The following is a 26,985-nucleotide window of genomic DNA, read 5'->3' on the forward strand; positions in this document are numbered from 1 at the left end:
CCCCCCCCGCCCCCGCCCCCCGCCCCCCCCCCCCCCCCCCCCCCCCCCCCCCCCCCCCCCCCCGGGCCGCGGTGGGCTGCCTTCCACGTCGGCGACTCACGCGTTTACCGCTGGTCGGACGGCGTGCTCGAGCAGGTCAGCACCGATCACTCGGTGGTCCAGGAGCTCATCGACGCGGGCTACATCTCCGACGAGGGGGCTGCGACGCACCCGCAGCGGCACATCATCACCCGGGCACTCGGTGTCGGTCCGCGCAACGAGCCGGACATCGTCCTGCTTCCAGTGGTGCCGGGGGAGCGCTTCCTCGCCTGCTCCGACGGCCTCACCGGTGAAGTGGCGGACGAGCGCATCGCCGAGCTGCTGGTGGCCGAAGCCGACCTCCAGACGATTGCCGAGGACCTCGTGGTGAGCGCCGAGGCCGTGGGTGCCCGCGACAACGTCACCGTCGTGGTGGCCCACGCCCGGACCGTCGGCGCGGTCTGAAGCAGCGGGCGTGGGTCGGCCGGGGATCCCGGTCGGCTACAGCTCGCCTGCGCCAGGACGGGTCAGGGCGCCTTGATCACGTCGGGCGCTCCGTGGGCCACCGGGTAAAGGCATCACAGATGTCTCTTCTCCGGTCTCCGGACCGATCGACCAGTCCGCAGGCGCCATTCAGATCGAGGCTGGTGTCGGTGACGGCCCACGCCAGGGCCCCGGTGAACTCGGAGCGGGACTCGACGAGCTGTTGCGCCGCTTCGTATCTCGCCTCCCGCGCGGCAGCGTCGTGCTTCAGGCTGATCCCGACTTCCCCCAGCAGGACCGCGCGGCCGGCCCAGTTGTCGAAGAACGGCCGCGCGTCCTCGAGGGCGGCCTGGTAGTACAGGTGGAGATCGAAGTGGTCGCTCATCGCGGCAACTGCTTCGTGGTGCCTCGACCGCCAACCCCCCGCCTCGGCCAGTACGTGAGAGTGTGCGAGGGGCTTGTCCGTCACATCGCGGAGAGCTCGGGTCAGCGCGGAGAGCGTCGCGAGGATGCTGCTCTCCACGCGTCCTACCGCGGCCCCCTGACCGAAGCCCTCGTTCGTCACGTCGATGCCGATCACGTGGTCGTAGCCATCCAGCAGGGCGCCCCACGCCCGGTAGATGCGTTGAGCCTGTCCATCGGTCGTCGCATCCCAGTGAGCCAGGTCGCCGCCGCAGGGATACGCGTAGAGGCCGAGGGACCCGGTGTAGTCCAGGAACTGTCGCCAGCGGTCCAGGTAGGTCTCGAGGGTGAAAGTGCCGTTCGTGATGCCTGAGACGTTGCCGATGAGCCGCACGGCGTTGGCATCGAGTTCGACGGCGCGGTCCACCTGCCACTTGACCCAGTCGTCCCACTTCCACCGGGACCACATCGATTCCCAGGGCTCGAAGTCGACGGTGAGGTTGACCCCCCGTAGGAGGGGAGCTCCACCGACCGACATCGGGCGAGGAAGTTCGGAAGGTTGCTTTGCAGCAGTCACGCCGGCGAGTCCCGCCGCTGCGAGAAGCAGTAGGAACCGCCGCCGATCCATCGACCGAGGCTAGCCATCGGTCCCGGTGATCTCGGTCTCCATGAACACGACGGCGGGCCTGGTCGGCCTGACGTCTTCGCGTCCTACACCGAAGGTGAGGACTCCTGGGCTGTTCGTGCTCGATCTAGTCGTGGAGGACCGTGACGGGTGTGACCGGGTTCCAGCAGAACCGACCGCTCGACCGAGTCCGAGCAGACCACCGCCCCCGCAGTAGGACATGGGCCATCGGAGGCAGGCCCCTCGGGGACGGTGTACAGAAGCGTCGACCCTGCGGAGAGCGGCACGCGTTCGGTGGGCGATAGTCGAAGCGTGAAGCCCGAAAAGCTGTGGTGGTGGTCCACGCTTCTGTACCGCCGGGGATTGACCCCGGTAGCCAAGCTGCTCAAGGCGTTGAACTTCTTGATCTTCAAGGCCGTGCTGCCCTACGAGTGCGACATCCAGCCCGACGTCGTCTTGTGGCATCGGGGTGTCGGCACAGTCGTGCACCCCAACACGACCATTGGTCGGCGTGTCCGTGTGAGCCACAACGTCACGATCGCGGCTGGGACGTGGCACATCGGTGACGGGGTGCAGGTGGTCATCGGGGACGACGTGGTGCTCGGAGTCGGATCCTTGGTCATCGGACGCGACGGCAAGTCGTTGACGATCGGTCCCGGCGCGATCGTGGGGGCCAACGCGACGGTGACCCGGGATGTGCCCGCTGGCGCCCGGGTGGTGAGCGGACGGTCGACGATCCTGCCGGGCGATGGCGAGGTGCCGCCCGAGGAGGTATCGGCGGAGGCCTGACTTCTCGTCAGGGTGCGACGACGGGGGGTGGACCGGGCGGCCAGGCGGCGCCGGGATGCCGTGAGATCTCGCCGTGCCGGATCTCCACAACGCCACCGTTCCCCGCGGTGCCCGCACCCCGAAGGGGCGGCGCCAGGATGTCCACGATGATCCGCACGGCATCGTCGATGGATTGCGCGGCGGCCGCGTGCTCTCTGACCGGCCCTCCCATGGGATCCAGGACGTCGTCCTCGGCCGGGGAGACGGGTGGCACCAGTCCACGGTGCCGTCGCACCGCTTCGACGAGGGCGTGCGCGCGCGGGACCGGATCCGCAGGCAACGCGGTCGGGACGATCGATGCGGCCAGCCGGGCGAACTCGCGCAACGCGAATGTCGTCGAGAGTGCCGAGGGCGCCGCCTGCGCGGCCAACGCACGGTGCCGTCGGGTGGCTCCCAGCACGAGGTGAGCGCTCGCCAGCATCGTGCCGTCCATCTGCCGGGCCACGAACCGGTCCACTGCGGGCGAGTCGAGCCCCCGGGACCGGAGCTGCTCCCGTGTCATGGGGTGGACGCCGGTCCCCACGACCGCTTGGACCCCTGCGCTGCCTATGTCGAAGGAAGAGCTGGAGCCGTACCCGAGCCGCTCGTTCAGCAGATGCCTCGTGACGATCGCAGCGAACGGGGAGCGGCAGACGTTGCCGGTACAGATGAACAGCAGGCGGAACTCGTCGTCCTCCTCCCGTCGATGCCGCCCCACGAACACATCATGACCGTCGACGAGCTGGACTTCCGCGCTCACCCCATGGGTCGGTCGGCGGGCCGCTGGGTTCCGTGTTCCCCATACTGGCGCGGTGGATCGTCCCCGAGTCTCGGTCGTCATCCCTGCATGGGAAGCGGAGACGACGCTGCCCGACACCCTTGCCAGCCTCGCCGCACAGACCGAGGAGTCGTGGGAGGCGGTCGTCGTGGACGACGGGTCGACCGACGGCACGGTCGCCGTCGCCGAATCCGTCGCTCAGGAGGACCCGCGGGTCCGGCTTGTCCGGGCCCAGCACGGGGGCGTGAGCGCGGCCCGCAACCGCGGCATCGCGGAGGCCCGTGCCGAGTGGCTGCTCTTCCTCGACGCCGACGACGTCCTGGAGCCGGAGGCCCTGACCGGCCTCCTCGCCGCGACCTCGCCCGAGGTCGATCTCGTGATGGGTGGGTACGTCCGCGTCGACCCCGGCGGTCGCAGGGCCGACGGCGTGCTCCCACGGGGATCGGAAGACTGGTTCGCCGTGCTGGCGAACCGCTGCCCGGTCGCCATCCACGCCTGCCTGGCTCGCAAGGAAGCCGTGGTCCACGTGGGCGGATTCGACACCGGCCTCGTCCTCTGTGAGGACTGGGACCTCTGGCAGCGGGTGGTCCGTCGCGGTCGCGGCGTCGCACTGGTGCCCGAGGTCCTGGCCGTGTACCGAGTGCGCGAGAACGGTGCGTCGATGGACGAACGCGGGCTGCTCAGGGACGCCCTGCAGGTCGTCGCGCGCGGTCACCGGCCCGATCCCCGCGTCCCGGACCCAGCCGACCGCCACCGCGCCGGCCTGCCCACTGTGGAGCTGACCGGCCGCGCCTACCTGCTGGCGTCATGGGTAGCCGGACAGGCTCTCGGTGCCGGCCGCGACGGCGCGGGCCTGCTGGAACTCGTGGGCGATCGGCCGTTCCCCGGGTTGGACCCGGCTGCAGTGGCGGAGGCGCTCGGAGACGGGCTCGCCGTCCACGGTCACGGCCGCCCCTGGGAAGAGGTGGAGGCGGGGATCGATCGGTTCCTGGCGGCACTCGAGCGCCAGTCCGAGGCGACCCACCTCGTGGACGAGGCCCGTCGACGCCTCGAGGCCTCGGTGCTCGAACGCCTGCCGAAGCGGCCTGCGACGGCAGGCGTCACCCACCTCGTCACCGTCAACGTCGACGAAGCCGTCCCGGACGTGGCGCTCCCGCAGGAGGTCCAGGTCCTCCGGGTGGAGGTGCGCAACGGGGAGGAGGTGCTGGGGGTCGTCGCTCTGCCCGCCGTGGGGCGGAGGGTGCGCGGCCTCGTCATCGCCGACACGATCGCAGCGGAACTCGGATGGCGACTGCTCGGGCACTTCTTCGAATCCACCGTCTACTCCGGACCAGCGGACCACGATGCGGTCGGCTGGGGGACGTTTCTCCGGGAGTTGTGGGGTCGACCGGACTGGTCGGAGGCAGCGTTCTACGACCCGCGCACGCGGGACGACCGACCGGCATCCTCGGCCCAGCTCGTGGACGGTTGGCTGCACGTCGAGGTCTCGTCCGACCTGCCGCGCGTTTCTCGCGTCCGCGGCGAGGTCCCCGTCGCCGTCGCCGTGGGCGGTCGGTCCATCGGAGCGATCACGGTGACCACTCGCCGCGGCCTCAGTCCTCAGCAGCTGCGGGCGGCGATCGCCGCGGAGTGCGGGGCGGAGCTGCTCACGGCGGCGGTTCGCGAGGGCCTGCTGGGATCGAGCCACGACGGTCCTCTCCGTGCCCGGCTCCGCGAGGCGGCGGCACGTGCCGACGACGGGGATGGCGACGAGGAGGTCCTCTGGCGTCATCCTCATGGGGCGGTGACCTCGCCGGCCAGTCGGCACGCAACGCTGCCTCAGGGTGCGGTGGACCTGCTCCGACGGTCGATCGCTCGGGAGAGGCAGCCGCTCACGCGGAACGAGGCCGGCTCCGCTGGAGTCCGCTACGCGCCGGATCGCCTGTGGGCCGTGCCGCGGATGGTGGTGACACCGCCTGCGCCGGAGGCGGACGACTCAGCGCAGAAGGCCTTCACCCGGCACGACTTCGAGGCCCTGTTCGCCGCTGACGCAGATCCGTGGAAGTACACGACCGAGTACGAACACATCAAGTACCGGGAGACCCTCGAGCTCCTGCCCGCCGGTCCCATCGACCGTGCGATCGAGCTGGGATGCGCCGGCGGGCACTTCACCGCGATGCTCGCTCCCCGGGTGGGACGGTTGGTGGCAGCGGACATCTCTCAGATCGCGCTCGAGGCGGCGCGGGAGCGCTGTCAGGAGTTCAGCAACGTCGACTACCGACAACTCGATCTCGGGAGTGACGAACTGCCCGGCCTGTTCGACCTCGTGGTGTGCAGCGAGATGCTGGCCTACACCGCAGACCGGCGCGGATTCCCCGCCGTGGCGGCCCGGCTCGCTGCGGCCCTGCGGCCCGGTGGTCACCTGCTGACAGCGCACGCCAACGTCGTCGTGGACGGTGAGTCCGGGCCGGCCTTCGAGTGGGACGTCCCCTTCGGGGCAGCGTTCATCAGCAGGACCTTCACCCGGACTCCGGGGCTGGAACTGGTCCAGGAACTCAAGACCCCGCTCTATCGCATCCAGCTCTACCGCCGGACGACGGGGAGGCGGCCCTTCCCGCGTCTCCTGCGCAGGACGCGCCCCCGTGTCGAGGAGCGACCGCTGACGGCGCGGCTGGAGCCCGAGGTCGCCGCTCACGTGCGCTGGACCGGGAAGGCCGCCCCAGCGGCAGATGCCGATGGTCCTGCTGGCACTGATCGGCTGCCCATCCTCATGTACCACCGCGTCTCCGCATCGGGCTCCGAGGCGCTGTCCCGGTATCGCGTGACCCCATCCGCGCTCGACGAACAGCTCGGATACCTGCGGTCGGCGGGCTTCCGCGGCACCACCCTGGAGGAGTGGGCCGAGGCGAGACGGGTCAACCGCCCCCTGCCCGGACGGGCAGTGCTGTTGACCTTCGACGACGCATACGTCGACTTCCAGGAAGAGGCCTGGCCGATCCTCCAGCGTCACGGTTTCCCCGCGACCCTGTTCGTGCCCACCGCTCACGTCGGCGGCAGCAACGTCTGGGACGAGGTGTACGGCGAGAAGGTGCCCCTGCTCGGCTGGAACGACTTGCAGGCCTTGCACGGTGCCGGCGTCACCATCGGTGCACACGGTCACACGCACCGGCCGCTGTCAGCCCTCACCCCCGCGGAGATGGCGGAGGAAGCCGCGCGCTCGCGCGTCGAGCTCGAGGACCGTCTCCAGGCGGCTGTCACGGCCGTGGCCTATCCGTACGGGCGTCACGACAGCGTGGTGACCCATCTGCACGCGGCATGTGGCTTTCTCCACGGTGTCACGACGCGGTCGGCGTTCAGCTCGCTCAAGGACCCTGCGATGGCCCTTCCCCGCGTGGAGGTGCTCGGCGATGACGACGTGTCCACCTTCATCCGACGGGTCAGTGTCACCGGCGATCGCCGCGTCTGACATCCGGGCGCTCGGGTTCCTCGAAAGGGGTGGGGTGGCGCGTGACGTCGAGCGACACCCATTCGTATCGGTTAGCGTGCTCCAACGTTGGCCAGGGAAGGGGACCGGATGGGGCGCCTGTCGGTCGTGGTCGGCCGGCACCGAGATCGCTCCTGCGCGGCGGACCCGGTGCAGTGGACCCGACCAGTGCCCACTGACCATGGTTGCTGAGCCGGGCCACCCGGTGGCCGGGCGTTCGACGGCGGCGCACAAGCCCTGGTACCGGGTGCTCGCGGCGAGATACCTGGACGTCCTCCCGCTCCGTGACTTCGTGCTCCGGATCCGACGGGTCCATCTCGCCCTCTACTGGACCCTGTGGGAACACCGCGAGGTGCGTCGCCTGGCCGAAGTCGTGAGTCCTCTGCCGGAGGCGACGGTCGCGGTGGTCATCCCGACCTTCCGGCGTCCGGCGCTCCTGCGAACCGCTGTCGCCTCCGCGCTGGGTCAGAAGTACCGGGATCTCGTGGTGATCGTCGTCTCGGACGACGATGACCCCCAGTACGTGGCCGGACTCCCCGAGGATCCGCGCTTACGCGTCGTCACGCTGCGCCGCCACACGGGTGTCCTGGGTGTCGTGAACAACGTCGGTGTCCGCCTGACCCGGTCCCGGTACGTGGCCCTGCTCAACGACGACAACCGGTGGCGTCCGGATCACCTGGAACGTGCGGTCGAGGCGCTGGAAGCCGGAGCCGACCTCGTCTACACCGGGATGCGCCGTCACCGCCCGGATGGTTCTGACGTCGACGTGCTCGCCGTTCCGTACGACCGGAAGACGCTCCGCCGCCTCAACTACACCGACAGCAGCACGCTCGTCATCCGGCGGGGGCCGCGGGTCCGCTTCGGGCGGACGCCGAGGAACAAGCGGGACGGGGTCAAGGAGGACTGGGAGTTCGTGTGGCGCTGCAGTCGCCGGATGCGGATGCAGTTCGTCCCGTCGATCACGGTGGACTACCTCATCCACGACGACAGCTATCTCACCGACTGGACCGAGTTCTGGCGCCAGCGGGCTCTGCGGGAGGCAGATCAGCAGTGACACCGCTGCATGAGGCGGAAGCGAGCACCGGCCCGAGCGCGCCGGGCGGAGTACCTGTCGTGCCGGCGCGGGTCGCCACGGCGCCGCCTGGCGCGTGGCACCCGGTCGTGGTGGAACTCGCCGATCCGGTGACCGACATCCCAACTCGCGGTGCGGCGGCGCTGCACGTCACCGCACTGTGGCGAGGGCACCCGCTGGGCACGGTGGTCCTCGCCGCGCCGGTCGACCCGTTCCCGGCCGCGGTCCTCGCCCCGACCCTGGCGCGCCGTTTCGGTGGACCGCTGGCCGACCACCGGGCCGATGAGCTGCTGACGCCGCAGCCGATCGCCGCGAGTCCCTCTCTGAGCGGGACCGTCGTGGTCTGCACACGCGACCGATCGGCCTCCCTGCTGCGCTGTCTGGACTCTCTGTCCGCACTCGCCCCCGGCGATCCGGTCGACGTCCTCGTCGTGGACAACGGCGACGGGGACCCGGCGACCCGACGCGTCGTGGAGGAGCGGGGCTTCCGCTGGGTGCACGAGCCCCTGCCCGGGCTCGCCCGTGCGCGCAACCGGGGCTTGCTCGAGGCCCGCGGGGACGTCGTCCTGTTCGCCGACGACGACGTGTACGTGTTCCCCACCTGGGCTCGGTCGCTGCTGCGGTGCTTCGACGACCCGCTGGTGGGCGCGGCCACCGGGCTGGTCCTCCCGGCCGTCCTCGACACCGTGGAGCAGCGCACGTTCGAGGAGCACTTCGGGTTCGGCAGGGGACGGCACCGCCGGGTCATGGACGGCGCCCTGCACGCGCCCACCGGCGCCGGCTCGCTGGGCGCGGGGGCCTCCATGGCGTTCCGACGTGACCTGATGCTGGCCGTCGGCGGCTTCCCCGAGGTCCTCGACAGCGGCATGCCGACGAGGGGAGGGGGCGACACCTACGGGCTCTACCGCGTTCTGCGCGCAGGCCACCGGGCCGTGTTCGAGCCCCGGGCCCTGTCACTGCACTGGCACCGGGAAGGCGCCGACGAGCTGATCAGGACGGTCACCAGCTACTCGATCGGGACCTACTCCTTCCTCTTCCAGGCCCTGCTGCACGACCACGACCCCCTGGCGCTGCGCGAGCTGGCGAGCTGGTCGGTGCGGTGGGTGGCCCGTCGCCTGCTCCGCGCTGCCACGGGGCGCGGGAACGCGCCCCCGACGCGTCTGGCGTGGGCTGATCTCGTCGGCGCGCTGCAGGCGCCGGCGGCCTTCTTCGCGGCCGAGCGCATCGTGCGTCGGCGCGGCGCACTGCTGTCCCCCGCGGGTGGCCTCCCCCCACCCTGGCCGGCAGCGGAACGGCCCTCCGTGCAGGTCTCGTCGGGCTCCGAGCGCCGTCCGCCGGTGTCCGTCGTCATCCCCACGCGGAACCGGCGGGACCGGGTCGTGGAGCTGCTGCGTGCTCTCGATCATCAGGCCACGCCGCCGGCCGAGGTGGTCGTGGCAGTCGACGGCGACGTCGACGGGACGGCCGCGGCGATCCGCCGCCTGGAGTTGGGGTGTCCCGTCCGCCTGGTCGTCCACCAGGAGAACCGTGGCGCCGCCGCGGCCCGCAACTCCGGGGTCGGGATGGCGACCGGGGAGGTGATCCTGTTCCTGGACGACGACGTCTCGCCGATCGGTGCCGACCTGGTCAGCGGGCACATGGCCGCCCACCGGTCGCAGGGCTCGCCGGTCGCCGTGGTTGGTCCATGTCTCCCCGGTGACGTGCCGGCCGAGCGACCGTTCCTCCTGGGCGTGCGCAACTGGTGGGTCGACCACGTAGGCCGGCTGTCCGCGGGGGGGCCGCTGGCGTTCACCGACCTGGGGACCGGCAACTTCTCGATCGGGCGCGAGACCTTCGACGCCGTGGGCGGGTTCCGCGAGCTCCCCCGGCGCGAGGACTGGGAGCTCGGGTACCGGTTGCAGCGCAGCGGGATCGAGCTCGTCGGGGCTCCCGCGGCGGCGGTGGAGCACCCGATCGACGTCGATCTCCGCGGGCTCCTGCGGGACCGCATCGAGGAGGGCGCCGGGGACTTCCGGTTCGCCCAAGACCATCCAGAGGTCGCCCACCACCTGCCGTTGTGGCGGTGGCTGGACATGGACGTCCGGCAGCAGGGGATGGTGACCGGACTCTTCCTCGCCCCTCACCTGGGGGAGCGGGTGCTCGGCCCGTTGCGGGTGCGGCTCGGCGGCTTGGACCGGCTGGGTGCCCGCACGCGGTTCCACCAGCGACTGGGGCAGGCCTTCTCGGTCGCCTACTGGACCGGGGTGGCACGCGCAGCCGGGACGGAGGCGCGGTTCATCGAGGCCCTCAGCCGCTCCCCGGCATGGGTGCGATCCCGCCCTGCTCCGTCGGTGCCCTTCACCCTGGACGACCGACCGTGGAGAGCTCCCGATCCAGCCGCCGTCGACGTCGAGCTCCTGGTCCGTGGGCGTCCTGTGGCGACGGTCCCGAGCAACTGGGGTGGGTTCCCGTGGTCCGGTGCCGAGTTGGGACGACGGGTGCGGGCCGCGTTGCCGCCCGAACGGTTGTCGGCAGCACTGGCGGAGCGGTGCGCATGAGCGCGCCGCTGCTCGTGGACGTCGATCTCCGCGATCCGGACTGCCCGGTGCCCCGGACGGAACGACCGCTGCGTGCGTTGCTCTGGTGGGGAGACCGCGTCCTGGGAGAACGGATCCTGCCCGCCACGGACACCGGCTGGGCGGAGATGAGGCAGGAACTCCTCCTGCCGCTGGAGCCGATCATCACGGCTCTGGACGCGGTGCGGCCGGACGGTGAGCCCGCGTACCCGCTGCCCGGTCAGGTGACCGTCGTCGTCTGCACCCGGGACCGCCCGGTCATGTTGGCCGGCTGTCTCGAGGCGCTACGGGACCTGGACCCGGCCCCGGCCGAGGTCGTGGTCGTGGACAACGCACCGACCGATGCGCGGACGGCCGAGGTGGTGGAGCGGTTCGGGTTCCGCCACGTCGTCGAGCCCAGGGCGGGCCTGAGCCACGCACGCAACACCGGGTGGTCCTCGGCGGGGACTCCGGTCGTCGCGTTCACAGATGACGACGCGCGTCCGCACCCCCGCTGGGTCGGCGCCTTGTGCCGCGGCTTCGTCACCGAGGCGGTGACGTGCGTGACCGGACTGGTCGCGGCGGCGGAGCTGGTCACCCCCGCCCAGCAGGTCTTCGAGGGCAACGGAGGGATGGGCAAGGGCTTCCAGCCGCAGCTCTTCTCCGCCGGGGACGTGGGTGTCCAGGGATTCCGGCTGGGAGCCGGCGCGAACATGGCGTTCACCCGCGCGGTGCTCGAGGAGATCGGCGGCTTCGACGTCCGCCTCGGCGCCGGTCGGCGCACCCGGGGCGGGGACGACCTGGACGTGTTCGTGCGGGCGCTCGCCGGTGGAGGAGTCGGCGCGTACCAACCCGACGCGGTCGTCCGGCACGTCCACCGTCGCGACCTGCCCGGCCTCCTCCGGCAGTACCGGGACAACGGCACCGGATACGCGGCCGTGCTGCAGAAGTACAGATCGGAGGGTGGGCCACGAGGGGCGGTCGCGGAGCGGGAGCTGTCCCGCTGGCACCGGCAACGGCACGTGCGGTCCCTGCTCGGAGCCGTGCGCCGGCGGGAGCCGGCCCGGTTCCTCGAGATAGCCGCGGAGGCCCTGGGGAGCCGCTCGGGTGCGGCCGCCTTCGAGGCCGAGGCTGCCCTCCCGTCCGGAGGCGACCGTGACCGTTGACACCCGGGCTTCCGATGGCCGGCTGCGGCACTCCGTCGACGTCGTGAGCCACCTGGTCCTGCGCGAGGTCCACCTCCGGTACCGACGTTCCGTCCTGGGGTGGCTGTGGTCCATCGCCCAGCCGCTGGCGCGCTTCCTCGTCCTGGCGTTCGTCTTCACCACCGTGCTGCCGCTGGACGTCCCGAACTACGCCGTGTTCCTCTTCTCTGGGCTCATCGGCTGGCTGTGGTTCAGTTCCGGGCTGGTCTCCGCGACGTCGAGCGCGGTGGACCGCCGTGACCTGCTGATGCGGCCGGGCATCCCCCGGATGCTCGTGCCGGTCGTCAGCGTCCTGACCGACGCCACCGACTACGTGGCAGCACTGCCGGTGCTGGCCGTCATCCTGCTGTTCTCCGGAGGCGTGCCCTGGACGTGGGTGCTCCTGCCGGTGGTACTGCTCCCGATGTTCATGCTCATCCTGGGGCTGGGATACGCCCTGTGTGCGGCCAACGTCTACGTCCGCGACGTGAAGATCGTGGTGGGAGTGGCGACGCTGCTCGGGTTCTACGTCACGCCGGTCTTCTACACCCCCGAGCAGATCCCGGAGCGGTTCCGGTGGCTGCTCGACCTCAACCCCGTAGCCACCCTGCTCTCCATCCAGCGTGACGTCCTCGTCGAAGGGGTTCTTCCGGACGTGCTGCAGGTCCTGTCCAGTTACGCCGTCGGCGTCGTGGCCCTGGTGATCGGTGGTCTCATCTACCGTCGCGCGAGCCGGACCTTCGTGGACGAGCTGTGAGCGAGCTCGGCAGGCCGGTCATCGAGGTCCGGAACGTCGGCAAGTGCTACCGCCGCTCCACCGCCGGCGGCGGCGGGTCGCTGCGGAACCTCGGAGAACTGCGCGCCCGTTCGCCGCACTGGGCGCTCAAGGACGTGTCCATGACGGTGCGCGAGGGTGAGGCCCTCGGCATCATCGGCGTCAACGGTGCGGGCAAGTCCACCTTGCTGCGGCTGTTGTCCGGTGTCACCGCGCCCACCCGGGGATCGATCACCCTGCACAGTCGGATCAGCGGGCTCCTGACCCTGGGTGAGAGCTTCCAGCCCCTCCTCTCGGCTGAGGAGAACGCGCTCACAGCCGCGATCCTGGCCGGCATGACGCGCCGCCAGGCCAGGGCACGGCTGCCACGGATCGCGGCGTTCGCCGAGCTCGAGGACGTCATGGACCAGCCGCTGCGGACCTTCAGCGACGGCATGCGGCTGCGGCTGGCCTTCGCGGTGTCCATCAGCGTCGAGCCGCGAGTCCTGCTTATCGACGAGGTCCTCGCCGTGGGTGACCTGCGCTTCCGCCAGAAGTGCCTGAACCGTCTCGCGGAGCTGCACCAGCAGGAGTCGGTCACGGTGGTCCTGACCTCCCACGAACTCGAGCAGGTCGAGGCGATGTGCACCCGAGCCGTCTGGCTCTCCGACGGCGTGATCGTCGCCGAGGGAGACCCGGTGGAGGTCACCAAGCAGTACCGGCGGTCGCTGCGGGCGGCGACCGGTGAGGTCGCGGTGGACGAGAGCGGACTGGAGCGGCACGGCGACCGCCAGGTCGAGATCACCGCCGTCCGGATGGGGTCCATCTCGGGCGGCGAGGCCACGGTGGACCCGGGCGAACCACTCGTCGTCGACGTCGACCTCGTGGCGCACGAGCCCGCTCCCGAGGTCGTCGTCGGGATCAGCGTCTTCAGCGACGACGGCGTGCTGTGCTTCGACTTCGCCACGCTCTACGACCGCGTCTTCGTGGGTCCGGTCGAGGGCAAGCAGACGGTGCAGTTGACCCTCCACCGCGTCGACCTGGCGCCCGGGACCTACTGGATGGAGGTGGGCGTCTACGGCGCGGACTTCAAGACCGCTCATGACGTGCACAGCGGCGCCTACCACTTCGAGGTCCCCGGCCGCGCGTCCCGTGGCGTCCTCAACCCGCCCCGGCAGTGGCAGGTCACGTGACCGGGGCCGGGGGAGAGCCCGTGCAGCTCAGCGTCGTCATCCCCACGCGAGGACGCCGCGAGGCCGTCTGCCGACTCGTCGCTGGGCTGCAGGAACAGCGGTTCGACTCCGGGGAGTTCGAGATCGTGATCGCCCTCGACGGCGACCTCGACGGCACGGAGGGAGCGCTCCGGTCGCTGACCGTGGATCGGTCACCGGTGATCGTGCGTCTCCCGCAGACCGGCGACGACCCCCAGCACGGGCACGGCGCCGGTCCCACCCGGAACGCGGGCGCCCGGCAGGCCTCGGGTCGCGTGCTCCTGTTCCTGGACGACGACGTCGTTCCCCACTGCCCGGACCTACTGGCTCGCCACGCCGCGGGGCACGCCGACGGCGGACGACGGGCGCTCGTCGGCACCGTGGTCTCCGAACCTGCCCGTGCGGACGGCTTCCTGACCCGTGCCATCACCGAGTGGTGGGAGGGACAGACGGCGCACATGGAGGGCCGGGGGGAGTTGCGGTTCACCGACGTCGCCACGGCCGACCTGTCGGTCCCCGGAACGGTGTTCCACGATCTAGGGGGCTTCCGCCCTCTGGCACGCCGCGAGGACTGGGATTTCGGGCTCCGGCTCCAGCAGGCCGGCGTCGCGCTCCTCCGGTGTCCCGGCGCGCCCGTCGGTCACCGCTTCGACACCGACCTCCCGACGTACTTCGCCGACATGCGCAAGGAGGGCGAGGGGGACGCCCGGCTGGTCGAGGCCCATCCCGGCGCCTGCGGCGCGCTGCCGCTGGACCTCCACCGGCACGCCCGCGGCTGGCAGCGGCGCCTGCTGGAGCAGGCATTCCGAAGTCGCGGAGCCGACCTTGGCCTCGTCCTGGGCCGATCGGCGCTGCGGGCCCTCGAGGCGGGGCAGCGATACCGCGAGTGGATGGCCGTCCTGCAGCGGGCCACCGTCCTGCAGTACTGGGTCGGTGTCGGAACCCAACTCCGGTCCCTGGACCGGCTGCACGCGCTCATGGCGAGGGTCGAGGAAGCCGCGCGGACGACAAGCGCCTTCATCGACGTCGACACTGGGGAACTGCGGCTACCCGAGCCCGGAGAACCGTGCGACGTACGGATCCTGCGCAACGGCCGACCGGTGGGGAGCGCCCCGCTGCGCTGGGGCGGGCTGCCGTTCGATCCCGACCACTTCGTCGCCCGTGTGCGCCGCGCCTCGCAGGACCGTCGCGCCCCTGCTCAGCGCCGACTCGCGACAGGGGACAGCGACGCGTTCTCCCGGCCGGCGCCGAGAGCCGACCGCGGCGTGGGATCGTGAATCCTGCAGCCCTCGGACACCGAGCGCAGGCTCGCCCGGCATGTGCGGGTTCGAGTAACGAACAAGGGATGGGATGAGGTGCGAACGCCTCTGTTGTTCGTCGCCGCTGCGGTAGCAGCCGCGGTTGCCGGGGTAGCAGCCTTCCACCAACCGCTGTCAGTGGCTGCCGCCCTTGGTGCCGGAGTCACCCTCGTAGTTGCTTCGCGCAGCCCGAAGTGGGGATTTGCGCTGTGGTTGGTCAGCTCGCTCACGATCCCCTACTGGGTCGGCGTCGACGTCGCCGCTTACATACCTGCCGCTGCGGCCACGGGCTTTCTGATCCTCGTCCCGCAACTGCGGGGGACGCCGTGGAGAGAGGTGCGCCCCAAAGCGGCTGACGTCATTCTGCTGTTGATTCTCGCGTCTTGCGCCGTACTGGTCGTGACCGGGCTCACCACCTCGGGGCCGTTTCTGGCCATGCTCGATCAATGGGCGCTGGCGTACCTGATCGGTCGGGTCTTCGCCGCTGAAGTCGGGCCGGACTGGATCTATCGGTGCCTGGCTGTGGCCATCGGTGTCCTCGGTGTCCTCGCTGTCGTGGAGTTGATCCTCGACATGCATCCGTTCACCGGCCTGCGCGTCAACAACCCCCAGTACTTCACCTGGTTCCCCGTGCAGGAGCGCGGAGGAGTCGCGCGTAGCGAGTGGGCGCTCGGGCACAGCATCGCTCTTGGTGGCGTGCTGGCGGCTGGAGTCCCTTTCGTGCTGGGCATGCGTGCTTCTGCTCTCGCGAAGCTCGGCCTGTTGGCGGCGATCGCCGGCGGGATCGCGGCTACGGGCAGTCGTGGGGCTCTCCTGGCAGGCGGTCTGTCGCTGGGCCTGTCGCTGCTGCTCATGCGGCGTCTCAGCCCCGCTCTCCGGGGAATCATCGGTGTGGGAGTCGTGGGCATCGCGGCGACGTCACTGAATGACGTGTTCGGCATCGCCTTGTCCGCGGACAGCGAGACCGCATCGAGCACGTCGTATCGTTTCCGGCTGTTCGATGCGGTCGTACCCCAGTTGCAGGTCGTCGGACAGGTTGCGGGTCAAGGTGCGCAAGTCGGGGATCTGCAACGGCAGGGGTTCGAGAGCGTGGACAGTGCGTTCTTGGGGTTTGCCATCCAATTCGGCTGGATCCTCACGCTGTGTCTCTTGGCCCTTCTGGGGATCGCTGTCGTCGTAGCGATCAGGGCAGGGGAGCCGGCGATGATCGCTGTGGTGGGTCAGATACCCATGCTCCTGACCGTCTACTTGATCACCCAATACCAGATCGTGGTGTGGCTCCTCGTCGGACTGGCGGTGGCCGGTATGGCTCACCGCGCGCCGACTCGACCTCTTATGTCCGCCGGCGGACGTACGACATGGCCTGAGCGAGAGCCGACCTCACCTGGGGTCTGGTCGAGGAGGCGTCCGGCGCATTAGACGGTCCACCCGGTCGCCTGCGCAGAGGCTGGGCGGATGTCCGGCGGCCGCACAGCGGGGACACTCCCTCGATGGGGGGTGGCGACCGCTCAGATCACGTGCTGGACCTGCGCACTGCAAAGCCCCACAGGTAACGTGCCTGTGGATTCCGCCGTCGGACGCTGCGATCCGCGCAGCGCCGACCGCGCGTTCTTCAGTGGAGGTAGGTAGTGCGCCTCAGTGAGTATCTGCGCGTCCTCCGAGAGCAATGGTTGATCATTGTCCTCGGGGTACTGTTGGGCACCGGCGCAGCTACTGCCGTGTGGCACTCCACACCACCGCAGTACACGACCTTCCTGACGATGTACGTGTCGGCGCAGTCCTCGAGCAGCGCCGACAGCGCCTACAGTGCTGGGCTCCTCTCCGCACAGCGCGTCACCTCGTACGTGGAACTGGCCAGCAGCGAGCGCGTCGCGGCGGAAGTCGTCGACAGACTGGGCCTCGATGAGACGCCTGGCCAGGTGGCTTCTCAGATCACGGCATCGAACTCGCCGGACACCGTCCTCATCTACGTCACCGTCACCGGTACGTCACCCGACGACGTGACGGCGATAGCCAACACCGTGGGTGAGGTCGTGAGCGACCTGGTGGACGACCTCGAGGCGCCGACTGTTTCCGGAGGGGCGACGCCGGTTGCCGTCCGCGTCGTCGAACCTGCCGCACTGCCGAGCAGCCCGTCCTCGACGAGCCTCACGACGGCTCTGACCTTCGGCTTCCTGGCCGGACTGGCCGTCGGGGTCGGTGCAGCCTTCACACGCAATGCACTCGACACGTCGGTCAAGTCGCCGGAGCAGCTCCGCGAGCTGGTGCGAGCCCCCAACCTCGGGATCATTGGGTTCGACCCAAAGGTCCCCAAGCGCCCCCTCACCGTGCACGAGGACCCGCAGTCGCCCCGGTCCGAGGCTTTCCGGCAGCTCCGCACCAACCTCCAGTTCGTGGACGTCGACGAACCCAGGCGCGTGATCCTCGTGACGAGCTCCCTCGCCGAGGAGGGCAAGACGACGACGCTCTGCAACCTCGCGATCGCCATCGCCTCCACCGGCAGTCGCGTGCTGGTTATCGAGGCCGATCTCCGTCGCCCTCGGGCGGCCGACCTCCTGGGTCTGGAACGCAGCGTCGGACTCACGAGCGTGCTCGTCGGCCAGGTGGAGGTCGACCAGGCCATCCAGCCCTGGTCGGGTGGGCTGTTCGACGTCCTGGGCAGCGGCCCGCTGCCGCCGAACCCGAGCGAGCTCCTGGCGTCCAAGCAGATGAAGACGCTGCTGTCCTCCCTGCGGGACAGGTATGACGTCGTGCTCATCGACGCGCCGCCCCTCCTGCCGGTCACCGACGCGGCTGCCCTGGCACCGGCGACGGACGGCGTCCTGCTCGTCTGCCGGCACCAGCGGACGGCGACCACGCAGGTCGCAACCGCAGCACAGGCGCTGGAGGCCGTGTCCGCGCACGTGATCGGCACCGTTCTCACCATGGTCCCGCGGCGAGGTCCGCATGCGTACGCCCAGTACAACTCGTACTACCAGCGCGATCACAAGCACGAGAAAGATGGCGCCATCCTCGCCCTGTCCTCGGGCCCGGTCGTCAACAGGACCGGTCGGCATGAGACGACGGAAGGCGCGAGCCCCGAAGCGCCCTCGGCGTCTCGTCCCACGTGACCACGGTGTCATCGCCACTTGACACCAGGCGTTCCTGCGGCCGCCCATGACGACGGACGCGGGGCGGGCCGTCTCGGCCAAGGGGCTTCGTCGGGGCGCTCTCACGGGGCTCGTCGGTCAGGCGACCGTCATCGGGGCAGGAGTCCTGACCCAGATGCTGCTCGCGCGTCTCCTGGCTCCCGAGGACTTCGGCGCCTACACGCTGATCACCACGGTCGTCTACCTGGCAGCGGCCACGGTTCGTCTGGGGCTGCACCAGGTGGTCGTGCGGGCGACAGCGTCCGTGTACTCAGCGGAGGGCCGGGACGCGGCGTTGGCGGTGGCCCGGCGTGTGGTCGTGGCCGCCACCGTGGTCGTTGCCGCGACGTTCCCGGTCGTAGCCTTCTTGGTGGGGCCGAGCGTCTTCGCGCCGATGTTCGACGATGGCCAGTTGGATGGCTTGAGCCTCGTCGTGGCGGGGACCGTGGCCACCGAGGCGCTGCGCGTTGTCGTCTCCGAGAGCTTCAGGGGGCTCCACCAGCAGGGGCGCGCCACCCTCCTAGGCAATGCGCTGCGGGCTGTCCTCGTGCTCCTACCTGTCGTCGTGGTCGGCCTGACCCGAGGCACCATGGGGTTCGCTGGCCTCATGTGGCTGCTGTGGGGTACCTCGGTGGCCGTGCTCATGAGCGCTCTGGTGAGCTTCGGAGTCACCGCAGCCCGACGTTACGGGAGGCGTCCCGCGACTGAGGCGAGTCTCATCTCTCTCTACCGGGCCGGATTGCCGTTCCTCGTCACCGAACTCACAGCCGCTGCGCTGTCCATGGGAGACGTCGTGGTCATCGGGCACGCGGCGTCCCAGGAGGAACTCGCGCTCTACGCAGCAGCCAGCCGGGTTGCCGGATTGATCGCGGTTCCCGCCTTCGTGGCGACGACGGTGCTGACCCCGGCGGTCGCGTCGCTGTGGAGCGTCCGGGACAAGACTCGTCTGCAGGTCCTCCTGCGGGGTTACGGCGTGCTGGCCGTGACGCCGGCGCTGCTCGCGCTGCTGGTCGTGGTGGCGTTGGGAGACAGGTTGCTGACCCTGCTCTTCGGGTCCTACTACGGGGCGGCCTGGCCCTTCCTCGTCGTCCTGGCCCTGGGAGCTGTGGGGAACACCCTCTTTGGGTTTGCCGGCGGGGTCCTCATGATGGCGGGCCAAACAGGCATCGTGGTGCGGGTGACCGTGGCTGCGGCTGTGCTGACCGTCGTGGGGGAACTGATCGCGGTTTCCCACTGGGGAGCGGTGGGCGTGGCGACGGTCGCGGCCGCCGGCGTTCTATTGCAGCAGGTCGTCCTGACTTTGATCTGTCGACGGAGGACGGGGTTGTTGGCACTGCCAGGAACCGTTCGGGACGCAGTCCGAGCGGTGCGGGAGCGGCCGTGAGCGAGGCAGTTGCGGAGATCCAGCGCCGGTCCATCGACGTCCTCGGCAGGTTCTTGGGTCCAGGAGAGCAGGTTGCCCTCCTGGACTTCCCCAGCCACCAGAACGCCGGCGACTCGTTGATCTATCTCGGCGAGAGCGAGTACCTGGAGCGACTCGGTGTCTCAGTGCAGTACGTCGCCGACATCGCGCGCTTCGATGTCGGACTGCTGCGTCGGAGGCTGCAGCACAACTCGACACTCCTGCTAAACGGAGGGGGCAACCTGGGGGACCGCTGGAGCGACATTCAGTTGTTCCGCGAGCGGATCATCGAGGCATTCCCGGACAGGCGGATAATCCAGCTCCCGCAGAGCACCGACTTCTCGGAAGCCGAGAGCCTCCAGCGCACCCAGGCCGTCTTCGGCTCTCATCCCGACCTGATCCTCATGATGCGTGAGCAACGCTCCCTGGCGTTCGCCCGTGAGCACTTCTCGGCGCCGGGCACCACGGTCGTCCACTGCCCGGACGCGGCGTTCGGGGTGGGCGTCCACCGACCCGCAGCACCACCCACGGTCGATGTGCTCGCACTGTTGCGTCGGGACTCCGAGGCGGTTACCCGGTCGTTCGACTTCCCCGGCCTGGAGGTGCTCCGGGACGACTGGGGACTCTCGGGCTGGCGCGACCGACAGTGGCGTCTGTCGCGGGTGCCGGGTCGGCTTCAGCGGTATGTGCCAAAGGCTGCCGGGGTGCTGTATCCGGCCGTGGCGCGCTCCTACGAGCTCCAGGCGCGGATCAACATCAGGGATGCCATCGAGAAGCTCTCCCGAGGTCGGGTCGTCGTCACGGATCGGCTGCACGCCGCTGTGCTCGGAGGCCTGTGCGGTCTCCCAGTCGTTGCCCTCGACAATGCCTACGGCAAGGTCTCCGGGGTGTACGAGGACTACCTGTGCCGGCTCCCCAACGTGCGGTTCGCCTCCGATGCGCCGACGGCTCGTCAGTTGGTCATGAACCTCCTCGAGGGTGATGGGGACGGGCCGGCGAAGTCGTCGTGATGTGCCCGGCCGTCCCGCTCGAGGAAGGTGCACTCGAGGCGTCCGCCCCCATCTGCGGGAGTGCTCCGTGACCGCGATCCGTCTCCGTTACTCGCACTCGCTCGACGCGCGGCAGTGGTCGGCGCGGTATGCCCGTGGCGAGGTACCCGATGAACTGCCGTACGGACTCCACCGTCTGGACGGCACAGGACGATCGCTGCACGTCGAGCCGCCCCCGTCGGGACTCACCAAGCTGGCCAGTCGCGCCGCTCGCTTCCTCACGGGCCGGTACGAATGGGCCGGACGGCGAGGAGTGGCCGGCGCGTCGGAGCTGAACGTCGCCTGGGACGAGGGGGTTGGCATCCCCCTGGCGCTGACCGCGCGACACGCAGCCGTCGCCACAGGCGTGATCTGGTTGACCGACCACGTCCGGCGACCCAGGGCGCTACTCGCAGCGGAACGGGAGGCGCTCCAGCGCTGTGTTGCCGTCTGGGCACTGTCCTCGGCGCAACTGCCGATCCTCCGCGAGGTCTGGGGCGTCGACGACCGGCGGTTGCACCACCTCAGGTTCGGTGTCGACCAGGAGTTCTGGACCCCGTCGCGCGAGGCAGCCGGGCCTGGTCGTGTGCTCGTGGTGGGCAACGACCGGGACCGGGACCACGACACGGCGATCCGGGCGGTGGAGGCGCTGAAGGACAGAGGTTCAGGCGCTCGGCTGCACCTTGTGACCAACCACCAGGTCAGCGTGCCTGCCGACACCGGCGTCCACACGAACGCACTGAGTCATGTGGCGCTGCGGGACGAGTACAGGTCGGCATCCGTCTGTGTCGTCGCAGTGAAGCCGAACGTCCACTGTTCTGGGGTGACGGCGACGCTCGAGGCCATGGCCTGCGGTCGGCCGGTCGTGGTGACCGACACGCCGGGCATGCGTGACTACGTGACGCACGGGGTGAACGGACTGCTCGTGCAGCCGGGGGACTCCCAGGAACTGGCCTCGGCGATCGACCGGATCGAGTCGAATCCCGCACTGGGGCCCGACCTCGGAGAAGCCGGGCGCCGGACGGTGGAAGAGCGCTTCAACACCGCTGCAATGGCTGCGGAGCTGGCCGGGATCCTGAACGGTGCATGAGATCGGATGAACGTCGTCGAGGAGGAGCAGTTGAGGGTCCTCTACCTCACCACCTATGACCCCGCCCGCAGTGACCTGGGCGGGGCCAGTTGGGTGGATCGCAGGATCCTCGATCAGGTGCCTGACGGCGTGACCGTGGACGTCGTGGAGGTCCTCCAGCCCGCTGGGCATGTCCGGCGAGTCCCCGTCTCGGTGCAGGACTCCCGCGTGAACCAGACGCGCGTCCTCCTGCGGATTGCGCGGCGGAGAGAGGCGTATCAGGAGGCCAAGTTCCGCTTCCATCGAGGCTGGCTCGAGGCCGTCCAGCACGTGCGGTACATGATCGCCGACGGGGGATATGACCTCCTGGTCACCAGCCAGTGGCCGGCTCTGCTGATGGCCGAGGACGCCGACGTCTGGCCCGACCTGCACATCGCTCACAACGTCGACACGGTCATCGCCCAGCGGTACGACCCCGCGGCCCTGCGCCTGTTCCGCAACGCGGCTCGCACCGAAGGAGCCGAGCGACGACTGCTCAGCCGCGCGGGTCACGTCCTGGCCCTGTCCCGCTCCGACGTCCTGCGCCTTCGGGAATGGGGGATCGACGCGGAGCACCTGTCTCTGGTCGGTCAGGAGCCCGGGCCGCGTCCGGTCGAACGTCCGCGGAGGAACGGCATCGGCTTCATCGGCAACCTGCGCTGGCCGCCCAACGCCACCGCGCTGCGGGCGCTGATGGACGACGTGATGCCCGAAGTGGGTCGGCGCGAGCCGGCTCTGCGGGACGCACTGCAGGTCGTCCTGGCCGGCCGGGGATCGGAGGCTCTCGCAGGTCCCGGGGTGGAGGCCCTTGGGGTGATCGATGACGTCCGGACCTTCTACGACCGCGTCGACGCCGTTGTCGTGCCGCGTACCGGGCCCAGTACGGGCGTCAGCGTCAAGATGCTCGAGGCGCTCGAGCGCGGGGTGGACGTCGTGGCGCCCAGAGCGCTGCTCGACGACGCCGGCGTGGTCCACGGCGCCTGGCCCGGGGACACCCCCGAGGAGATGGCCGGCCAGATCATCGAGTTCTTCTCCCATCGCAGTACGCCGCTGCCCGAGGACCGTCCCGCTGGAGCGGTCCCCGTGACCACCTTCGGCCCCGCGCTGATGGCTGCTGCGAAGACCGGCCGCCGACGGGGACAGCGTGCACCCGACGGGACCAGGGGACGGTTCGTCCGGGATTGCGCGGAGTTGCACGCCGTGGTCTTCGACGGTCCTCGGCCGGTGCGGGTGCAGACCGTGAACCTCCAGCACCTCCAGCTCGCATCGGTCCACTCGGGTTTCCGGTCGGCACTCGCCGGTGCCGACCGCCTGACGGCCGACGGCTGGCCGGTCCAGCTGATGCTGTGGCGGCGAGGCGTCCGCGTGGAGCGCGTCACCGGTTCCGGATTCCTCCACGATGCCGTGCGCAGTGGCGCCCTGGCAGGGCGGCGCGTGGCGTTGCTCGGGGCCGCCGAGAGCACGGGGATCGCCTTCCAGGAGATCGTGGAAGACGCGGGGGGCCACCTGGTCCTACGAGAGCACGGCTGGTGGAGCGAGTGGGACGCCGACCTCCTGGTCGAGGAGATCGGAGAGGCTCGGGCCGAGATCGTCTTCGTGGCAGTGACCCCGCCGGCCGGTGAACTGGTCGCGCACGCGCTGCGGCAAAGGGGGCTTCGTGCCGCCATCATCGGCGTCGGCGGGTCGGTCGACATGCTGACGGGCGTCAAGCGACTCGTTCCTTCGCCGCTCGGTCGACTGGGTCTCGAGTGGCTCTTCCGATTCGTGCAGGAACCGCGGCGGCTCTTCCGTCGCTACTTCCTCGAAGGGGTGCCCTTCCTCGTGCGGGCCCTGATGACCAACACCCCGGTGCACGGGATCGATGACATCCGAGCATGACCCGGTGGTCCCGATGGACGTGGTGATCGTCAACTACAACGCGGCGTCCTACGTGGCGAACTGCATCGGATCCCTCACCGGCGCCACCGTGGGCCGGATCGTCGTGGTGGACAACGACTCCTCCACCGCGGACCGCGAGCGACTCACCGAGGTGATCGCAGCAGACCCGCGCGTCCATGCCGTCTGGTCCGCGACGAACGTGGGTTTCGGTGCCGGCGTCAATCTCGGGGTCGATCACCTCGCCCCTGAGGACGACGACTTGTTCGTCGTCCTGAATCCCGACACCCGGGTGCACGACGGCGCTCTGCAGGCGTTGTCGCGCGCATTGTCCGACGGCCGGTTCGATGTCGTGACTCCGACCATCTACTCCGGTGCGGAGGAGGAGCCGGTCATCTGGTTCGGCGGCGGGGAGATCGACCTCCGTCGAGGTGAGACCGTCCACTGCGACCTCGGCCGCTCCCACCGTGCCGCGGGAGGGGACCGGGCCATCTCCTTCATCACCGGGGCCGCGCCGGCCATGTCGGGACGTACCTGGCGTGCCATCGGAGGATTCCGTGAAGACCTCTTCCTGTATTGGGAAGATGCCGAGTTCTCTCTCCGGGCGGCGGCTCGGTCGAAGCGATTGGGCCTCGTGGGTGACGCGACGATCTGGCACGAGGAAGGGGGCTCGAGCAGCGGTAGCGGCCGCAGCGTCGCCTACTACTACTACATGCAGCGGAACCGGATCCTGGTGTTGCGCCCGATCGTCGGTCTGCGACGCCTGCTGTCCGGACTCGGCGGCCTGGCCGTCCTCAGGTTGATCGCGCGGGCGCTCAGAGAGAGGGACTGGCGCTGGCGCAAGGTCCGCGCCACGGTGCTCGGCTTGCTGGACGGTGTACGCGGCCGCACGGGTCAGCGTCGTCTCTGACCCCGGACGACCGAGGCCCGACAGGACGGGCCCGACGGCCGCACCCAGATGCTGCTCGACGGCGGATGCGTACGGCTCGGATGACCTGCTCGGACCCGGAGGCCACGGGCCCGCCTCTCCCGGCACGTGAGCCGAGACACACTGCCGCAGTCGAGCGATACCGGGTAGTTTCATGGCACCGGTTGAACGCTGAAGTTCCCGGGAATCCTGGCTCGTTCTCGGCGCACGGACATGTGCGCAGTACGGTCTCACGGGGGTCCGGTCATCTCGATGCTCGACGTGCGTGACGGCGCGGGCCGGCGCGACGCTCAGGACTCTGCCCGTGGCTGGGCGGCCTTCACGTCCCGTCTCCGGGGTGAGGGGACGGAGGCCCGGCGCGCGTGGCAGGCGGGGTACGTCCGGCGGACCGTCATCGGGGACGCGACCTGCGCCGCGGCGGCGGGACTGGTCGGCTACCTGGCTCGCTTCGCTGCGCCCGGTGCCGAGGCCGCGGCGGCTTCCCTGGTGGTCATCGCGGTCCTGCCGCTGGTCTGGATCCTGGCCATGCTGGTCGCCCGGGCTTACGAGAAGCGATTCCTCTGGGTCGGCGCCGAGGAGTTCCGCCGCGTCTCCGGCGCGGCGGTCATGATGCTTGCTGCAGTCGGGACCGTCTCCTGGGCGCTCAAGCTCGAGGTGGCCCGCGGATTCGTGGTCGTCGCCCTCCCGTTGGCCGCGCTGCTCACCCTGCTGCAGCGCTACATCCACCGGCAGTGGCTCCACCGCGAGCGCGACCGGGGCAGCTACCAGCAGACCACGCTTCTCGCCGGGCACCGCAGCGCCGTGGCCGCCCTGGACGACCAGATCCAGCGGGAGGCCTACCACGGCTACCGGGTCATCGGGTGCTGCCTGCCGCTCGACCCGCGTGACGCCACCGCCGACGCCTTCAACGGGCTGCCGGTGCTCGGCACCCTGGACGAGGTCGCGGACGTCGTCCGCCGCTACGAGGTCGACACCGTCGCCGTGCTCCCGTGCCCGGAACTGGACGGGCCGGCACTGCGCCGACTCGGCTGGGAGCTGGAGGACACGGCCGCGGAGCTGCTGTTGGCGCCGGCGGTCACCGATATCGTCGGCCCACGCGTCCGCATCCGTCCGGTGAGCGGCCTGCCACTGCTGCACATGGAGCGCCCGGAGCTGCGCGGCGTCCGCCGGCTGACCAAGGACCTCGTCGACGGTGCCGCCGCGGTGATCGGGCTGCTCCTGCTGTCCCCCGTCTTCCTCGGGATCGCCGCGGCCATCAAGCTGACGAGCCGAGGGCCGGTCCTCTTCAGGCAGGAGCGCGTGGGCCGGGACGGCCACACGTTCGGGATGCTCAAGTTCCGCAGCATGGTCGTGGGCGCGGACCGGATGGTGGACGAGCTGGCCGAGCAGAGCGACGGCAACGGCGTCCTCTTCAAGAAGAAGGACGACCCCCGCATCACGCGCGTCGGCAGAGTCCTGCGGCGCTACTCGCTCGACGAGCTGCCCCAGCTGGTCAACGTCCTCAAGGGCGACATGTCCCTCGTCGGTCCCCGGCCACCGCTGCAGTCGGAGGTCGAGCGGTACGGCTTCGACATGCACCGGCGGTTCCTGGTCAAACCCGGCCTCACCGGCCTCTGGCAGGTGAGCGGTCGCTCCGACCTGTCCTGGGACGACTCCGTGCGCATCGACGTCCGGTATGTCGAGAACTGGTCGCTGACGTTCGACCTCATGATCCTGTGGAAGACGGTCGGTGCCGTCCTCCGCGGGGGCGGCGCGTACTGACCGTCCATCGACCGGCTGTCCCGGCGCCGCCCGGCGACCGAGCCCTCGCCACCCCGTCCCGGCGTGAGCTGGGTGACCTGCAGGAGACTGGAGACGTGCGACTCCTCGTGACCGGCGGTGCCGGGTTCATCGGCGCCAACTTCGTCCACCACACGCTCCGGGAGCGGCCGGAGTACGCGCTCACCGTGCTCGACGCGCTCACCTACGCAGGGAACGAGGCCTCGCTGGCCGGCGTGCGGGACCGCATCGACTTCGTCCGAGGATCGGTGGCCGACGCCCCCCTAGTCGACTACCTGGTGGGCCGGTCCGACGTGGTCGTCCACTTCGCCGCGGAGAGCCACAACGACAACTCGCTGGCCGACCCGTCCCCGTTCCTGCAGACCAATGTCATCGGCACGTACACGCTGCTCGAGGCGGTGCGGCGTCACGGCGTCCGGCTCCACCACATCTCGACCGACGAGGTCTACGGGGACCTGGAGCTCGACGACCCTGCCAAGTTCACTCCCGAGACGCCGTACAACCCGTCCAGCCCGTACTCGTCGACGAAGGCGTCCTCCGACCTACTGGTCCGTGCGTGGGTCCGCTCCTTCGGCGTCCAGGCCACGATCTCCAACTGCTCGAACAACTACGGGCCGTTCCAGCACGTGGAGAAGTTCATCCCGCGGCAGATCACCAACGTCCTGTCGGGGCGTCGGCCCAAGCTCTACGGCGAGGGCCTCAACGTCCGCGACTGGATCCACGTCGACGACCACAACTCGGGCGTCCACGCCGTCCTCGACGGCGGCCGGTCAGGTGAGACCTACCTCATCGGTGCCGACGGTGAGCGCTCCAACCGTGAGGTGCTGTCCCTGATCGTCGAGCAGCTGGGACAGCCGGCCGACGAGTTCGACCACGTGGTGGACCGGGCCGGCCATGACCTCCGGTACGCCATCGACACGAGCAAGCTCCGCGAGGAGCTGGGCTGGAAACCCCGCTACACGGACTTCGAGGGCGGCCTGGCTGCGACGATCGACTGGTACCGGTCCAACGAGGCCTGGTGGCGCCCGCTCAAGGACGCCGTCGAGGCCGCTTACGTGGCCCGTGGGCAGTGAGCGCGGTCGTCGTCGGCGCCACGGGCGAGCTCGGC

At 70.1% G+C, this 26,985-nt stretch carries 20 protein-coding genes; 18 read left to right on the top strand and 2 right to left on the bottom strand.

What is annotated here, in order from left to right:
- Positions 1-123 precede the first annotated feature (123 nt).
- Entirely contained in the window at positions 124-483 is a 360-nt protein-coding gene (locus ACI78Q_RS00005; RefSeq protein ID WP_456921229.1) for a PP2C family protein-serine/threonine phosphatase, read from the top strand.
- Positions 484-559: 76 nt separating this feature from the next.
- Here the strand turns inward: ACI78Q_RS00005 and ACI78Q_RS00010 are convergent, their stop codons facing one another.
- Positions 560-1,480 (bottom strand): hypothetical protein, encoded by a 921-nt coding sequence (locus ACI78Q_RS00010; protein WP_456921230.1) that lies wholly within the window; start codon positions 1,478-1,480, stop codon positions 560-562.
- A gap of 360 nt (positions 1,481-1,840) precedes the next feature.
- Between ACI78Q_RS00010 and ACI78Q_RS00015 the strand changes: the two genes are divergently transcribed.
- Positions 1,841-2,317 carry a hypothetical protein gene (locus tag ACI78Q_RS00015; RefSeq protein ID WP_456921231.1) on the top strand — a complete coding sequence of 159 codons (477 nt, stop codon included), beginning with the start codon at positions 1,841-1,843 and terminating at the stop codon, positions 2,315-2,317.
- Positions 2,318-2,324: 7 nt separating this feature from the next.
- Here ACI78Q_RS00015 and ACI78Q_RS00020 read toward each other — a convergent pair whose 3' ends face one another.
- Positions 2,325-3,095, bottom strand: coding sequence for an arsenate-mycothiol transferase ArsC (locus ACI78Q_RS00020; RefSeq protein ID WP_456921232.1), 771 nt, complete (start codon positions 3,093-3,095; stop codon positions 2,325-2,327).
- 52 nt (positions 3,096-3,147) lie between these two features.
- Here ACI78Q_RS00020 and ACI78Q_RS00025 point away from each other — a divergent pair, with 52 nt between their 5' ends.
- From ACI78Q_RS00025 to rfbB, 16 genes are all read left to right on the top strand, one after another.
- Positions 3,148-6,558, top strand: coding sequence for a glycosyltransferase (locus ACI78Q_RS00025; RefSeq protein ID WP_456921233.1), 3,411 nt, complete (start codon positions 3,148-3,150; stop codon positions 6,556-6,558).
- Between the two features lie 370 nt (positions 6,559-6,928).
- Positions 6,929-7,630, top strand: coding sequence for a glycosyltransferase family 2 protein (locus tag ACI78Q_RS00030; protein ID WP_456921234.1), 702 nt, complete (start codon positions 6,929-6,931; stop codon positions 7,628-7,630).
- A gap of 59 nt (positions 7,631-7,689) precedes the next feature.
- Positions 7,690-10,185 (top strand): glycosyltransferase, encoded by a 2,496-nt coding sequence (locus ACI78Q_RS00035; protein ID WP_456921235.1) that lies wholly within the window; start codon positions 7,690-7,692, stop codon positions 10,183-10,185.
- The gene (locus ACI78Q_RS00040; protein WP_456921236.1) at positions 10,182-11,348 is read left to right on the top strand and encodes a glycosyltransferase; all 1,167 of its coding nucleotides are present in this window, start codon (positions 10,182-10,184) and stop codon (positions 11,346-11,348) included. Before ACI78Q_RS00035 ends, ACI78Q_RS00040 begins: the two co-directional genes overlap by 4 nt.
- Positions 11,338-12,123: an ABC transporter permease gene (locus tag ACI78Q_RS00045; RefSeq protein ID WP_456921237.1), complete on the top strand. Its 786-nt coding sequence runs from the start codon at positions 11,338-11,340 to the stop codon at positions 12,121-12,123. Before ACI78Q_RS00040 ends, ACI78Q_RS00045 begins: the two co-directional genes overlap by 11 nt.
- On the top strand, positions 12,120-13,313 hold the full coding sequence (locus tag ACI78Q_RS00050; protein ID WP_456921238.1) for an ABC transporter ATP-binding protein: 1,194 nt from the start codon (positions 12,120-12,122) through the stop codon (positions 13,311-13,313). Before ACI78Q_RS00045 ends, ACI78Q_RS00050 begins: the two co-directional genes overlap by 4 nt.
- Before the next feature lie 20 nt (positions 13,314-13,333).
- Entirely contained in the window at positions 13,334-14,608 is a 1,275-nt protein-coding gene (locus tag ACI78Q_RS00055; protein WP_456921239.1) for a glycosyltransferase family 2 protein, read from the top strand.
- A gap of 78 nt (positions 14,609-14,686) precedes the next feature.
- Positions 14,687-16,048 (top strand): hypothetical protein, encoded by a 1,362-nt coding sequence (locus ACI78Q_RS00060; RefSeq protein WP_456921240.1) that lies wholly within the window; start codon positions 14,687-14,689, stop codon positions 16,046-16,048.
- Positions 16,049-16,257: 209 nt separating this feature from the next.
- Entirely contained in the window at positions 16,258-17,739 is a 1,482-nt protein-coding gene (locus ACI78Q_RS00065; RefSeq protein WP_456921241.1) for a polysaccharide biosynthesis tyrosine autokinase, read from the top strand.
- Between the two features lie 46 nt (positions 17,740-17,785).
- Positions 17,786-19,141 (top strand): lipopolysaccharide biosynthesis protein, encoded by a 1,356-nt coding sequence (locus tag ACI78Q_RS00070; protein ID WP_456921242.1) that lies wholly within the window; start codon positions 17,786-17,788, stop codon positions 19,139-19,141.
- The gene (locus tag ACI78Q_RS00075; protein ID WP_456921243.1) at positions 19,138-20,169 is read left to right on the top strand and encodes a polysaccharide pyruvyl transferase family protein; all 1,032 of its coding nucleotides are present in this window, start codon (positions 19,138-19,140) and stop codon (positions 20,167-20,169) included. The genes ACI78Q_RS00070 and ACI78Q_RS00075 overlap by 4 nt, the downstream gene beginning before the upstream one ends.
- A 67-nt stretch (positions 20,170-20,236) precedes the next feature.
- A complete protein-coding gene (locus ACI78Q_RS00080; RefSeq protein WP_456921244.1) occupies positions 20,237-21,277 on the top strand; it encodes a glycosyltransferase in 1,041 nt (346 codons plus the stop codon).
- A gap of 6 nt (positions 21,278-21,283) precedes the next feature.
- Entirely contained in the window at positions 21,284-23,173 is a 1,890-nt protein-coding gene (locus ACI78Q_RS00085; RefSeq protein ID WP_456921245.1) for a WecB/TagA/CpsF family glycosyltransferase, read from the top strand.
- Between the two features lie 13 nt (positions 23,174-23,186).
- Complete coding sequence (locus ACI78Q_RS00090) at positions 23,187-24,080, top strand: glycosyltransferase family 2 protein (protein ID WP_456921246.1); 894 nt, start codon at positions 23,187-23,189, stop codon at positions 24,078-24,080.
- Between the two features lie 270 nt (positions 24,081-24,350).
- Positions 24,351-25,859 (top strand): sugar transferase, encoded by a 1,509-nt coding sequence (locus ACI78Q_RS00095; protein ID WP_456921247.1) that lies wholly within the window; start codon positions 24,351-24,353, stop codon positions 25,857-25,859.
- Between the two features lie 95 nt (positions 25,860-25,954).
- Positions 25,955-26,950 (top strand): dTDP-glucose 4,6-dehydratase, encoded by a 996-nt coding sequence (gene rfbB, locus ACI78Q_RS00100; protein ID WP_456921248.1) that lies wholly within the window; start codon positions 25,955-25,957, stop codon positions 26,948-26,950.
- Positions 26,951-26,985: the final 35 nt, after the last annotated feature.

Source organism: Geodermatophilus sp. SYSU D00705 (genome assembly GCF_054050135.1).

Bases quoted from the DNA above. Each gene is read 5' to 3' on its own strand.
- ACI78Q_RS00085 (WP_456921245.1), top strand. From the start codon at position 21,284: ATGAACGTCGTCGAGGAGGAGCAGTTGAGGGTCCTCTACCTCACCACC.
- ACI78Q_RS00095 (WP_456921247.1), top strand. From the start codon at position 24,351: ATGCTCGACGTGCGTGACGGCGCGGGCCGGCGCGACGCTCAGGACTCT.
- ACI78Q_RS00090 (WP_456921246.1), top strand. From the start codon at position 23,187: ATGGACGTGGTGATCGTCAACTACAACGCGGCGTCCTACGTGGCGAAC.
- ACI78Q_RS00040 (WP_456921236.1), top strand. From the start codon at position 10,182: ATGAGCGCGCCGCTGCTCGTGGACGTCGATCTCCGCGATCCGGACTGC.
- ACI78Q_RS00070 (WP_456921242.1), top strand. From the start codon at position 17,786: ATGACGACGGACGCGGGGCGGGCCGTCTCGGCCAAGGGGCTTCGTCGG.